Below are 13,127 nucleotides of genomic sequence, written 5' to 3'. Positions count from 1 at the left end.
TAAATTTATGGAGAAAAATGCTAAAGTTGTAATCATAGGTGGTGGTGTGGTGGGTTGTTCTATTCTTTACCATTTATCTAAGTTTGGATTAAAGGATTGCATTTTACTTGAGAGAAACGAACTTACCTCAGGATCGTCTTGGCACGCAGCGGGAAATGTTCATGTAATTTCTTCTGACCCAAATATCTCTCGGATGATGGCTTACACAATTGGTTTATATAAAGAGATTGAAAAAGAGTCTGGTCATTCAACAGGATTTAAACCTAGTGGAGGTTTTTACTTAGCATCAAATGAAGTATGGGCTGATTATTTAAAGAGAGAAAGATCAAAAGCAAGATACATGGGGCTTGATCAAGAATTTATTTCTTTAGAAGAAGTAAAAAAGAAACATCCGTTAATTGATCCCTCTAGATACTTGCTAGCATTATGGGATCCTATAGATGGTGAAGTTGATCCATCAGGAGTTACTTATGCTTTTGCAAAAGCTGCAAAAGTTCATGGTGGAAAATATTACACTCACACTGTCGTAAAAGACACGAAACAAAAAGAAGATGGAACCTGGGATGTATTTACTGAAAAAGGAAACATTAATGCTGAAATAGTAATTAATGCAGGTGGTTTATGGGCAAGAGAAGTTGGTCAATTAGCAGGATTAAATCTTCCAGTTCAGCCAATGGAGCACCACTATTTAATCACCGAACCTATTCCAGAAATTGAAGCAATGGGTGACCAAAGATTGCCTATCGGAACAGATTTTGAAGGAAATATTTATTTTAGACAAGAGGGAAAAGGTATGTTGCTTGGAACTTATGAACCTAAATCAACTCCTTGGAAAGTGGAAGGAACCCCAATGAATTTTGGTCATGAATTGTTGGAGCCGAAATTAGATAATATTGAAGATCGATTGGCAATTGGGTTTGAGAGAATGCCAGCATTAGAGCGAGCAGGAATAAAAAATATAGTTAATGGACCTTTTACTTTTGGTCCAGACGGAAGTCCTCTTATTGGTCCAGTACCTGGAATGAAAAATTATTGGGTTGCAGTTGGTGTTATGGCTGGGTTTTGTCAAGGCGGTGGTGTTGGAAAATGTATTGCTGAATGGATTATTGATGGTGAACCTTCCATTGATGTTTGGGCAATGGATGTTGCAAGATTTGGAGATTATGCATCCCCTCAATATGGAACAATAAAATCTTCAGAAAACTATGAACGAAGATTTATTATGACATTTCCTAACGAAACATTACCAAAAGGAAGAAAACAAAAAACAACAGCACTTTATGATCGTTTTGTAAATCAAGGAGCTGTGATGGGAGATAGTTTTGGATTAGAAAATGTTTTGTGGTTTGCAAACAACAAAGAAGACGCTCATGAAGAACCAACAATAAAAAGATCAAGATCACATGATTATGTTTCAAAAGAAGTTATTAATGTAAGAGAGAATGTTGGCTTGATTGAAGTTGCCAACTTTTCAAAACATGAATTCAAAGGACCTGACGCTAGAAAATTTTTAGATCATATAATGGCTGGAAGACTTCCAAAACCTGGAAGAATATCTCTATCACCAATGTTATCCTATAGAGGAAAATTGTGTGGAGATTTAACAGTTGCTTGTTTGGATGAAAATGAATTTATGGTATTTGGATCTGGTGCTGCTCAAGAAATGCATAGACGTTGGTTTGAAAGTCATCTAGATAAATTTAATTTAAATTATAAAAATAGATCTGATGAGTTTCATGGATTATCCATTGCAGGACCTAATTCAAGAAAGGTTTTAGAAAAAATAGTAAGAGATGATGTTTCAAATGAAAAATTTAAGTTTAGAGACTCAAGAAGAATGTTTGTTGGTGGAGTTCCTGCATTAGTAAATAGAATTTCATTTACTGGAGAACTTGGTTACGAAATATATGTAGCACCTCATTATCAATTAAAACTTTACGAAGAATTAATGGAAGCTGGAAAAGAATTTAATATTAAACCATTTGGTGGAAGAGCTTTGATGTCAATGAGGTTAGAGAAAAATTGGGGAGCTTGGACTTTAGATTATAGACCAGATTTTACAGCAAAAGAGACTGGCTTAGATGCTTTTATTAATTGGGATAAAGAGTTTATTGGCAAAGAAAGTGCACAAAAGGAAAACTCTTCAAACAAACTTATACCTTTAATTGTTGAAACCAATGATATTGATGTAACCAATAATGAGGCCGTTATGAATGGAGATCAAAGCATAGGTTACGTTACTTCAGGCGGGTTTGCTCATTTTGTTAATAAAAGTGTTGCGTTTACATTTATTGATAAAAATAAGATTGTAACTGATAATAAAATTCAAGTAGAGATAAACGGAGACTTGTTTAATTGTTCAATAATTAAAGAACCACTTTATGATCCAAGTGGTCAGAAAATGAGAGGCTAATGGCGCAAAAAGATGTAGGAAATAAAATTCCAATTTACAAACTTAAAACCACTGATGAAGTGATGAAATACTACGATGAGTGGGGAGATAAAGATAAGTATAATAAAGACATGGTCGATTGGAATTATACTGGACCTAAAGAAACCGTAGCAACTTACAATAAGCACGAAAATAATAAAGATACACTAATCTTTGATGCAGGCTGTGGAACAGGTCTAGTTGGAGTAGAATTAAAAAAATATGGATTTAAAAATTTTCATGGAGCTGATTTGTCTCAAACTTTATTAGACACAGTTCCAAAAGATCTTTATCAAAAATTAGCAAAGGTTGATTTAAATAAAACAATAGAAGCTGAGGATAATTTTTATGGTGGAGTGATGTGTGTTGGTACGTTTACTTTTGGTCATGTAAAACCAAATGCATTAGATGAGTTTATAAGAATAACAAAACCAGGTGGATTAATTTGTTTTACTATAAATGAAGGTATTCATGAAGAGTATGGTTTTGATAAAAAAATTGATATACTCAAAGATGATAAGAAATGGGAAGAAGTAGAATTTTTTAAATCTGATTATATTGCAAGCAAAGATGTTAATGCATGGTTAGGGTTATATAAAGTAATATGAGGTTTAGTAGAAAAATAGCTCCAGAATTTAAACCAAGACAAAATTTTATAACGAAAAAAAGATTGAGAGAAGATGAAATTGATTTTGATAAATTAAGATCATATCGTTTAGATAGAGTAAGAAAAGAATTAGAAAAAAATAATTTAGAAGCTTGTATTTTATTTGATCCAGTAAATGTTCGATATGCTTTAGACACTTTAAATATGAGTGTTTATAATATGCATAATCTTACCAGATATTGTTTTGTACCAGTTAATGGACCAATAATTCTTTACGAATATTTTAATTGCGAAAAATTATCCGAAGGATTAAATCTTATAGATGAAATTAGGCCAGCAATAACCTGGGATTATTTTAGTAACGGTGATCAATCAGAATCACAATTACAAAAATGGGTTAATGAGGTTAAAGATTTATCCAAATCATATTTTAAATCAAAAAAAATAGCTATTGATGTTTTAAATGGTCCTGCAGTTTCAGCGTTAAATAAAGAAGATATACAAGTGGTTGATGCTAAATTAATTTTAGAGCAAGCAAGAGTAATTAAATCAGTTGATGAAATTAAGTGTATGCGATCAGCAATTGATGTTGCAGAAATGGGTATTGTTAAAATGAGAGAACAATTAAAGCCAGGTATGACTGAGAATGAATTATGGGCAATACTTCATCAAACTAATATAGAAAATTACGGTGAATGGATTGAGTGTAGATTGTTAGCATCAGGAGAAAGAACCAATCCTTGGATGCAAGAATGTAGTAATAAAATTATTCAAGATGGAGAAATTGTTTCATTTGATACAGACATGGTAGGTCCATATGGATATTGCGCAGATATATCTCGAGCATTTGTTGTTGGTAACAAATTTAATGAAGAACAAAAAAAGCTCTATTCAATGGCAGTTGAGCAAATAGATTACAATTCAAGGATAATTAAAGATGGATTATCTTTTAAAGAATTCACAGAAAAGTCATGGGTTTTACCTGAAGAGTATTACCCAAATAGATATTCTGTGATGGTACATGGAATTGGTCTATGTGATGAGTGGCCAGCGATTAGATATCCAACAGACGGTGGGGAACGTAGCGGAACGTTTCAAAAAAATATGACCATAACAGTTGAGAGCTACATTGGTAAGGTAGGTGGTAAAGAAGGTGTTAAACTTGAGCAACAATACCTAATTGGTGAAAATGGACTTGAATTAATGTCCCATCATCCGTTAGAAGATATTTAATGAAAATAATTTTAGTAATGGGATTACCTGGTGCAGGTAAAACAACTTTAGCAAATGAAATGGCACCTCATTTAAATGCCAAAAGATTAAATGCTGATGAAGTTAGAAAAGCAGCTGATGATTGGGATTTTTCAGAAGAAGGAAGAGTAAGGCAGGCAAAAAGAATGGCTGAATTTGCTCTTAAATTAAAAGCAGAAGGTCATTATGTAATTGCTGACTTTGTGGCTCCTACACCGGAAGCAAGAAGTTTGTTTCCAGCAGATTATAGAATTTGGGTAGATACAATAAAGAAAGGTAGATTTGAAGATACTAATCAAATGTTTGTTAATCCAAAAAACTTTGACTACCATGTAACAACTCAGGATGCTAAGAAATGGGCACCGTTAATAATTGAGGAGATTAAAAAATGACATATCAATGGGATAATAAAAAACCGACAGCACAAATGCTAGGAAGATGGCAACCATTTCACGATGGGCACTATACCTTGTTCAAAGAGATAATTAAAAAAACAGGACAAGTTTGTATTCAAATAAGAGATGTACAGGGTGTTGATGATAATCCATTTGATTTTGAAACTGTAAAAAAAAATATTGAAGAAAGATTAAGTCCTGAATTTGAAGGTCAATTTAAAATTATGTTGGTTCCTAACATTACAAATATTTGTTACGGAAGAGGTGTTGGATATAAAATTGAGGAAATAGTTTTAGATGAGGAAATTCAAAAAATCTCAGCAACTAAAATTAGAGCTCAAATGAGAGAAGAGGGTAAATTAAAATAAACTTTAATGAACGATAGATTAAATACTATTGTCGATTTAAAAAGATATCCTATTCACGATTTAAATTCTCCAATCATTAAGAATTTAGTAAAAAAATGTAAGGAAGAATTGGACCAATATAGTTGTTCAACTATCCCAAATTTTATTTTACCTAAATCTTTAGAGGTAATGAATTCAGAATTAGAGAAACAACTTAATGAAGTTTATATGTCTAAAGAAAGCATCAATGCATATCTTTATGCTAAAGATGACACAAGTTTACCTGAAAAACATCCAAAGAGAAATTTTATGGAAAGGTATAATGGATATTTAAATTCAGATTGCTTTCCAAAAAATTCAGAAATGAAATATCTTTATGAAACTGAAGAACTTTTAAAATTTGTTTCTGCATGTTTAGGTATTTCTCCTATTTATAGATGGGCAGACCCTTTGGCTTGCCATGCATACAATGTTATGAAACCTGATGGAATTCTTCCTTGGCATTTTGATAGTTGTGAGTTCACTCTAAGCTTGATGATTCAGAAACCTGAAAAAGGAGGTATTTTTGAATATTGTCCAAATATAAGAGCACCAGGAAATGAAAATTTTGATGAGGTTAAAAAGGTTTTAGACGGAGATAGATCAAGAGTTAGACAGCTTAAATTAGAACCTGGAGATCTTCAAATTTTTAAAGGCAGATTTACTCTGCATAGAGTTACAAAAGTAGAAGGTCAAAAATCAAGATATATGTGCATTCCAGCTTATGTTTTAGATCCCTATAGAGTAAATACCCCAGAACATTCAAAAGCAATTTATGGTAAAGTTTTACCAATTCATATAGAAAGAAATCAGGCTAGATCCGATGGATTGTCTGATTAAATGACTAGTAATATTAAAATAAAGAGAATTAATTTTGAGATTTCATCAATTATAATTGATGAACCAAAAACATATAATTCTCTTTCATATAAAAATCTTTCCGACTTATTAAAATCATTAAAAAAATTAGATGCTGATAAAAAAACTAAAGTAATAATCATAGAGGGTGCGGGTAAAGGATTTAGTGCTGGTCATAATTTAAAAGAAGTTAGAAACCTTAAAAAAAAAGATAAATACCAAAAGTTATTTAGTCTTTGTTCCAAGGTTATGTTGCAAATTGTTGAAGGAAAAAAACCAGTTATTGCAAAGGTTCATGGTGCAGCTTTTGCAGCAGGCTGTCAGTTAGTTGCAAGTTGTGATCTTGCATATAGCACGAAAGACTCTTTATTCGCGACACCAGGTGTAAATATTGGATTGTTTTGCAGCACACCAATGGTGGCTGTTAGTAGAAAAATTAATCGTAAATCAATGATGCAGATGCTTTTAACAGGAGAACCTATCAAAGCAAATTATGCAAAAGAAATTGGTTTAATAAATGATCATTTTTCTAAAGCAAAATTAAATGATGAAGTTTTAAAAGTAGCAAAAAAAATTGCTTCTAAATCAAACTTGACAATTAAAATTGGAAAGCAAGCTTTTTATAAACAATTAGAAATGCCCCTAAGAAAAGCATACGCTTACACTAGTAAAATGATGACTATTAACATGATGGCAATCGATGCAAAGGAGGGTATTTCAGCTTTTTTAGAAAAAAGACAGCCAAATTGGAAACATAAATAATAATGAAGAATAAAAAAAATATACTCATTATTTTATTTGTTATTTTTGGAATGTACTTTGTATTAAATTTTAAAGATCATAATTTTAAAAGAGCAGTAGATGCTTGTATTGCAGGAAGTCAAAAATTATCTGAGACAAAAATTACAGACTTGAATGAAGCAAGAAAATTCTGTGAAGAACAAATTAAAAAAGAAAACAATTAATTAAATGAGTAAAATAAAAAGAATTTTAGAAAAATCTAGGTCTATTGCAATGATCGGTGTTAGTAATGATCCAAAGAAACCCTCAACTATTGTTATGAAATATATGCAAGAGTATGGGTATAAAGTTTACCCAATTAACCCATCAGCTAAAGGTAAAAAAATTTTAGGTGAGGAAGTCTATGCTTCTATAAAAGATATTAAAAATCCTATAGACATTGTAGATGTATTCAGACCTTCTAAAGAAGCTTTTGGTATAGCAGAAGATACAGTAAAAATTGGCGCTAAAGTATTATGGTTACAACTTGGAATAAGAGACGAAAATGCCAAGAAACTAGTAGAAAAAAATAATATTGAATATGTAGAAAACAAATGTACTAAAATGGAATATCAAAAATTTTTTTTAAAAGTAAGACAGGCTTTTCCTGTTTTAAGTGATTAATTTTATGAACATAGTAAATTTTACACCAATTCCTGCTTTTACTGGTGGATTGATAATTGGATTAGCAGTGGCGGTATTTTTTTTGCTGAATGGTCGATTAGTAGGAATTAGTGGGATTGCAAGTAACGCTTTAACTGAAAAAGAAAATAAATTTGATAATTTATTATTCTTGTTGGGTTTAATTATTGCGCCAATTATTTACTCTATATTTTCTAAAGGTGGAGTAAATATTAGTATTTCTAATTCTTACGTCTTAATGATTGCAGCAGGTTTGTTAGTTGGAATTGGAACACGTGTTAGCGGTGGATGTACAAGTGGCCACGGTATAAGTGGCATCGGAAGATTTTCTTTAAGATCAATTGTAGCGACAATTACCTTTATGATTGTTGGAATTTTAACTGTCTATATAAAAAATTTATTATGAACAAATTAACTTCCCTTCTTTCAGGAATAATATTTGGTATCGGTTTAGTGATATCTGAAATGATTAATCCTGCAAAAGTATTAGGCTTTTTAGATCTGTTTGGAAATTGGGATCCTTCTCTTGCATTTGTGATGATCGGAGCTTTGGTTGTTTCATCTCCTTTGTTTCATATAATTAAGAAACAAGAAAAACCGTTACTTGTAGAAAAATTTAATTATTCAAATAACAAAACAATAAATAATCAATTAATATTAGGTTCTGCATTATTTGGCGCTGGTTGGGGATTAGGTGGATTATGTCCTGGTCCAGCTATAACTTCTGTTGCTTTACTAAATATTTACTCAATAACTTTTGTAGTTTCAATGTTTGTAGGTTTTTATTTAGTTAAATCATTCAATTTAAGTTCCCCAAGATAAATTTATATTTTTCCTTAATTGTTTATAATGAGTAAAAATAATTTTTATGAATAAAGTTTTAAAATTTTTAGACAGTACTTTTTTAGATTTGGGCCGACAATTTAAATGGACTTATTTACCGCCGTTGATGGTTTATGTTGCAGCTGGTATTTCTGGATTAACTGGGATAGTTGGAACTTTTTTTGTTAAAGATTATTTAAATTTATCTGCAGCATTTTTAGCAGGGCTTGGTTTTTGGGCTGGAATTCCATGGGCATTAAAAATGCCTTTAGGTCATTTAGTTGATCTTATATGGGATAGAAAAAATTACATGGTTTACTTTGGTGCTTCTTTAATTGCCTCAAGTTTACTGATTATGTATGGGCTTATCATTCATACAGAAGACATGTCTGAAATTTTCACAGTTGAGACTTGGTTTGTGATTAGTGTAATTTTAGCACCTGTTGGTTATGTAATTCAAGATGTCGTTGCTGACGCCATGACTGTTGAAGCTGTGCCACTAACTGATGAGAGTGGAAATGATTACAATAAACATCAAGTAAAAATTATGCATACAACAATGCAAACTCTTGGTCGTTTTGCAATTATTGGAGGTACAGTTTTAGTTGCGTTGGTGAATGTAATTTTATTTAGAGATGTAGATAGCCTAGAACAAAATGCTAAAATTGCTCTATACGGTAAAATTTATTTATATGCATTAGTTATTCCAGTTGTTTCAATCTTAGGTGTATTTTTAGCAAAATATTTAAGGAATAAAAAAATTCAAAATTTAAAATCTAAAGGACTTGAGCTTAAAGAGGAAAGAGGATCTGAGAAAACTAATATTAATTGGTGGATCCTTGGGGGAAGTTTAATATTTGTTATTTTCACTTTATCTATAGGATCCTTCAAAGTTCCTTTTGCACAAGAGATCGTTTTTATTGGTTCAGTTGTCATAATTTTATTTTTGATGTTTAAACTTATCAAAGAGTTGCCAGAGAACTTAAGGTTAACAATTGTTGGGACTGCAGTAATTATATTTATATTTCGAGCAATGCCTGGCCCAGGCCCTGGTCTAACGTGGTTTGAAATTGATGAACTTGGTTTTAATGAACAATTTTTTTCAATTTTATCTTTATTGGCCTCAATTTTAACATTGGCTGGAATTGTCTTATTGAGACCATTTATGGCTAATAACTCAATTGCAAAAATTATTGTTGTATTAAGTATAGCTGGTGCAATTTTATTTTTACCTAGTGTTGGTATGTATTATGGATTTCATAATTGGACTGCCTCATTAACTGGAGGGGTAGTTGATGCTAAATTTATAGCAATACTTAATACAGCCCTTGAGTCTCCATTAGGACAGGTATCAATGATCCCTTTATTAGCCTGGATTGCTAAAAATGCTCCCTCACATCTTAAAGCAACTTTTTTTGCAGTTTTTGCTTCTTTTACAAATTTAGCTCTTTCAGCAAGTGCTTTAGGGACAAAATATTTAAATCAAATTTTTACAGTTACCAGAGAGGTAAAAGATAAAGTTTCAGGTGAAATCCAAACTACCGCTGATTATTCAGAACTTGGGATATTGTTAATTGTTGTAACTTTACTGACGCTAATTTTACCTATTTTATTTGTCTATATAATTAACAATAGTAAGTACAAAACCTTGGAATAAAAAATAATCTTATAGTTTTTTTGATTTTTTTTGTTAATTAGAAAGCATGAAAAAAATTTTCCTAGTTTATGGTCATTATAATGACAATTCATTTAATGCAGCAATTAAAAATGAGTTCATAAAACACTCTGAATTAAAAGGTAACAAAGTTGATGTTGTAGATTTATATAAAGAAAAATTTGATCCAGTTTTTGCTGGAGAAGAACCAGGTGCTGAAGTTTTAGATCATCGAAAAAGAATAGAAGAGTGTGATACTATTGTATTAGTTGCGCCTATTTGGAACTTTAGAATGCCAGCAATTGTTGAAGGATGGATTGATAAAGTATTGGCACCGCCATGGGCATTTAGATTTAAGCAACTCGTTGGAAACTATGGCTATCCAATTGGTAATTTGAGAAAAAAGAAAGCAGTAATTTTTTGTACATATGGCTCACCAAGACTAGCTATTACCACATTTTTTTTAAATTTACCTATTAGAAGATTAAAAAGAGGAGTGTTTCACATGTGTGGCATATATAACATTACCTATAGAAGGTATTTTGCAGTACCATTTGTAAGTGACTCAAAAAGACAAGAGTTCTTAGAAGATGTTAGAAAAACTGCGAATAATATTTAAAACTTTATTAATTTTATTGTTTTATTTTGGGTATGCGAGTGCTCAAAACACAAACATTACTATAAATTCAAATTTAAATCTTAATTGTAAGTTTGAAAAAGTAATTTTAAAAAACCCTGATCATAATTTTGAAACATTCTCTAAAGATGAAGTGAACAGAAACGATATTACTAAATTATTTATTGAGACTAAAATTCCAAATGTTTTAAATGTTAGAAATTTATCTAATTTTATTGATAAAATTGAATTAGAGGTGAAAATTTCAAATAGAGACATTGTTTTAATCCAAGCATTTGATCAAGAAAGAAATTATTCAGAATCTGCTGTTTTAACAATTAAAACGGGCGAACTTATTCATGAAATTACTAAAAATATTAAACTAGAAGACAAAGAAAAGGACATTTCTTTTTATAGTTGTAAAAAAATTAATCAAAATACATAAGTTCAAAGACTCTAATTCTCTTATTTGATAATATTTAATCATGAGGAGAGCACTTTTACTTTTTTTAATTTATTTTTTATTTTTAACTAGTTCTATTGCAAATGAAAGAGACGTTAGATTAAATCAATTGTTTAACGAGCTAAAAGTTAATAAATCAAAGGTTGCAGCTATTGTTGAACAAGAAATTTGGTCTTTATGGAGTACTCATCCGACAGATGAGAAACTGACTGCACGTTTAGAAGAAGGTTCTATGTTTGTTAGAAACCAACAACCTAACAGAGCAAGGGAAATTTTTACTGAAGTAATTAAACTTGATGAAAATTGGGCTGAGGCTTGGAATAAAAGAGCAACTGTTCTTTATATGTTGGGAGAATATCAAAAATCACAAGACGATATTGATAAAGTCTTAGAATTAGAACCAAGACATTTTGGTGCTTTAGCTGGCCAAGGACTGGTAAATATAAAATTAAAGAATTATGAAAAAGCAATTCGTAGTTATGAAGAAGCTCAAGAAATTTATCCATCAATGAAAACACCAGATGTTATGATTAAACAACTAAAGGAAATAATTAAACAACAATCAATTTAGTGAAAAAAATATTTATTATTTTTTGGATATTATTAAATTCTACAAATAATTTATCTTCTGAGGCTAAAAAATTAACTAATCAAGAAGATATTTTAAATATTTATAAATCAGTTGTTAAAATTGATAGTATTATCCCCCCTGAAGCAAGAACTGCTCAATCTTTAGGAACAGTTAGAGGAGGGAATGGGGTGGTTATTGATGATAAACACATATTAACAATTGGTTATATTGTTGTTGAGGCTGAAATAATTACAATAACATTACCGGATGGTAAAAAATTTCCAGGTGAGCTTATTGGATATGATCATACAACGGGCTTTGGTATCTTAAGAACTATTATTCAATCAGATCTAACACCTCTTAAAATTGGAGATTCTGATCAATTAACTAAAGAAGATTTTCTATATGTATTACCTTATTTAACAGAAGGAAGACCTTCAGCAGTTAAAATGGTTTCAAGGCGATCTTTTGCTGGCTGGTGGGAATATTTTTTAGATAAACCAATTTATACTTATCCAGCTAATAGTTCTTTTGCAGGTTCTGCTTTAATTAATGAATATGGTGAAGTTTTAGGAATAGGTTCTTTGTATGTAGGAGATGCAGCAGCAACAGGAATAAATTCTCCTGGTAATATGTTTGTGCCAATCAATGATTTAAAACCAATTTTAGATGATTTAATTCAAAATGGCAGAAGAACTAAAAATATCAAACCTTATATGGGTTTAACTTCAAGTGACAATACTGGACAAGTTAAAATCACAAGAGTAAACAACAACGGTCCTGCTGCTAAAGCTGGATTTAATGTAAATGATACAATTTTAGCAGTAAATAATGAAAAAATTAACAACATCGAAGATTTTTATAAAATAGTTTGGTCTTATGGTGGCCCAGGGACTAAATTACAATTTGATATAGAGAGAAATCAAAAAAAATTAAACATTGAGCTTACGACAATGGATCGTAATGACTTTTTTGTAAAACCAAAATATTATTAATATTATGTGTGGAAGATACGTAATTAAAAATGCAGTAACTAAAACTAGTTCATTAGTTAAATCTGCAATTCAGGTTGAGGACGATGAAAACTATAACGCGCATCCTTATCAAAAACTTCCAGTTATAAAAAAATATAAAAATGGAAACACCTTAGAAGCTTTAAGATGGGGCTTAGTTCCAAGTTGGGCTAAAAATAAAGATTTTAAAGCTCTGATTAACGCAAGATTAGAAACCATTGATGAAAAAGTTTCATTTAAAAAATTGATTAAAAACAATCGATGTGTCGCTGTTGCGGATGGATTTTATGAATGGAAGAGGGAAGAGAAAGAAAAAACTCCTCATTACTTTACCCGTGAAGATACCAATACTATTTATTTTGCTGGGATTTTTGAAGAAGATCAGTTTTGTTTAATTACTGAAGAAGCAAAAGAAAATATTAAGGAAATTCATAATAGACAACCTGTTATTCTTAATCAGACTGATGTTAATAGATATTTAAATTTAGAATTACAAGGTTCACAATTTTTAAATGATCGAAAAATACCTAATTTAGTTTTTTATCAAGTATCAAAAGATGTTAATAAACCAACAAACAATAGTGCGTCTTTAATTCAAAAAACTAATATTTAATAGATATTTTAATAATTTTTAAAAA

At 30.6% G+C, this 13,127-nt stretch carries 17 protein-coding genes; all 17 read left to right on the top strand.

Annotation, left to right across the window (positions count from 1 at the left end):
- The first annotated feature begins 7 nt into the window (after positions 1–7).
- From ACTTAR_RS06475 to ACTTAR_RS06395, 17 genes are read left to right on the top strand one after another with little or no spacing between them, the layout of a single operon-like run.
- Positions 8–2,413, top strand: a complete 2,406-nt coding sequence (locus tag ACTTAR_RS06475) for a GcvT family protein (protein WP_440698056.1) — start codon at positions 8–10, stop codon at positions 2,411–2,413.
- Entirely contained in the window at positions 2,413–3,039 is a 627-nt protein-coding gene (locus ACTTAR_RS06470) for a class I SAM-dependent DNA methyltransferase (protein ID WP_440698054.1), read from the top strand. The genes ACTTAR_RS06475 and ACTTAR_RS06470 overlap by 1 nt, the downstream gene beginning before the upstream one ends.
- Positions 3,036–4,271: a M24 family metallopeptidase gene (locus ACTTAR_RS06465; RefSeq protein WP_440698052.1), complete on the top strand. Its 1,236-nt coding sequence runs from the start codon at positions 3,036–3,038 to the stop codon at positions 4,269–4,271. Before ACTTAR_RS06470 ends, ACTTAR_RS06465 begins: the two co-directional genes overlap by 4 nt.
- Positions 4,271–4,681 carry an AAA family ATPase gene (locus tag ACTTAR_RS06460; protein WP_440698051.1) on the top strand — a complete coding sequence of 137 codons (411 nt, stop codon included), beginning with the start codon at positions 4,271–4,273 and terminating at the stop codon, positions 4,679–4,681. Before ACTTAR_RS06465 ends, ACTTAR_RS06460 begins: the two co-directional genes overlap by 1 nt.
- Positions 4,678–5,052 carry a cytidyltransferase gene (locus ACTTAR_RS06455; protein ID WP_440698050.1) on the top strand — a complete coding sequence of 125 codons (375 nt, stop codon included), beginning with the start codon at positions 4,678–4,680 and terminating at the stop codon, positions 5,050–5,052. Before ACTTAR_RS06460 ends, ACTTAR_RS06455 begins: the two co-directional genes overlap by 4 nt.
- Positions 5,053–5,058: 6 nt before the next feature.
- Positions 5,059–5,910: a HalD/BesD family halogenase gene (locus ACTTAR_RS06450; protein ID WP_440698049.1), complete on the top strand. Its 852-nt coding sequence runs from the start codon at positions 5,059–5,061 to the stop codon at positions 5,908–5,910.
- Positions 5,911–6,690, top strand: coding sequence for an enoyl-CoA hydratase (locus ACTTAR_RS06445; RefSeq protein ID WP_440698048.1), 780 nt, complete (start codon positions 5,911–5,913; stop codon positions 6,688–6,690). It abuts the gene before it with no gap.
- A gap of 2 nt (positions 6,691–6,692) precedes the next feature.
- A complete protein-coding gene (locus tag ACTTAR_RS06440; protein WP_440698047.1) occupies positions 6,693–6,893 on the top strand; it encodes a hypothetical protein in 201 nt (66 codons plus the stop codon).
- 4 nt (positions 6,894–6,897) lie between these two features.
- Positions 6,898–7,332: a CoA-binding protein gene (locus ACTTAR_RS06435; protein ID WP_440698046.1), complete on the top strand. Its 435-nt coding sequence runs from the start codon at positions 6,898–6,900 to the stop codon at positions 7,330–7,332.
- Between the two features lie 4 nt (positions 7,333–7,336).
- On the top strand, positions 7,337–7,756 hold the full coding sequence (locus ACTTAR_RS06430; RefSeq protein ID WP_440698045.1) for a YeeE/YedE family protein: 420 nt from the start codon (positions 7,337–7,339) through the stop codon (positions 7,754–7,756).
- Positions 7,753–8,172: a DUF6691 family protein gene (locus ACTTAR_RS06425; RefSeq protein WP_440698044.1), complete on the top strand. Its 420-nt coding sequence runs from the start codon at positions 7,753–7,755 to the stop codon at positions 8,170–8,172. Before ACTTAR_RS06430 ends, ACTTAR_RS06425 begins: the two co-directional genes overlap by 4 nt.
- A gap of 46 nt (positions 8,173–8,218) precedes the next feature.
- Entirely contained in the window at positions 8,219–9,829 is a 1,611-nt protein-coding gene (locus ACTTAR_RS06420; RefSeq protein WP_440698043.1) for a hypothetical protein, read from the top strand.
- A gap of 46 nt (positions 9,830–9,875) precedes the next feature.
- Entirely contained in the window at positions 9,876–10,445 is a 570-nt protein-coding gene (locus ACTTAR_RS06415) for an NAD(P)H-dependent oxidoreductase (RefSeq protein WP_440680970.1), read from the top strand.
- Positions 10,417–10,887 (top strand): hypothetical protein, encoded by a 471-nt coding sequence (locus tag ACTTAR_RS06410; protein WP_440680968.1) that lies wholly within the window; start codon positions 10,417–10,419, stop codon positions 10,885–10,887. Before ACTTAR_RS06415 ends, ACTTAR_RS06410 begins: the two co-directional genes overlap by 29 nt.
- Before the next feature lie 40 nt (positions 10,888–10,927).
- Positions 10,928–11,476 carry a tetratricopeptide repeat protein gene (locus tag ACTTAR_RS06405; protein WP_440680967.1) on the top strand — a complete coding sequence of 183 codons (549 nt, stop codon included), beginning with the start codon at positions 10,928–10,930 and terminating at the stop codon, positions 11,474–11,476.
- The gene (locus ACTTAR_RS06400; protein ID WP_440698042.1) at positions 11,476–12,471 is read left to right on the top strand and encodes a S1C family serine protease; all 996 of its coding nucleotides are present in this window, start codon (positions 11,476–11,478) and stop codon (positions 12,469–12,471) included. The genes ACTTAR_RS06405 and ACTTAR_RS06400 overlap by 1 nt, the downstream gene beginning before the upstream one ends.
- A gap of 4 nt (positions 12,472–12,475) precedes the next feature.
- On the top strand, positions 12,476–13,102 hold the full coding sequence (locus tag ACTTAR_RS06395; RefSeq protein ID WP_440680965.1) for an SOS response-associated peptidase: 627 nt from the start codon (positions 12,476–12,478) through the stop codon (positions 13,100–13,102).
- Positions 13,103–13,127 lie beyond the last annotated feature (25 nt).

It is taken from the genome of Candidatus Pelagibacter sp. HIMB1709, from assembly GCF_052047635.1.
GTDB lineage: Bacteria > Pseudomonadota > Alphaproteobacteria > Pelagibacterales > Pelagibacteraceae > Pelagibacter.
This window is presented reverse-complemented; position numbering and strand designations above follow the sequence as displayed.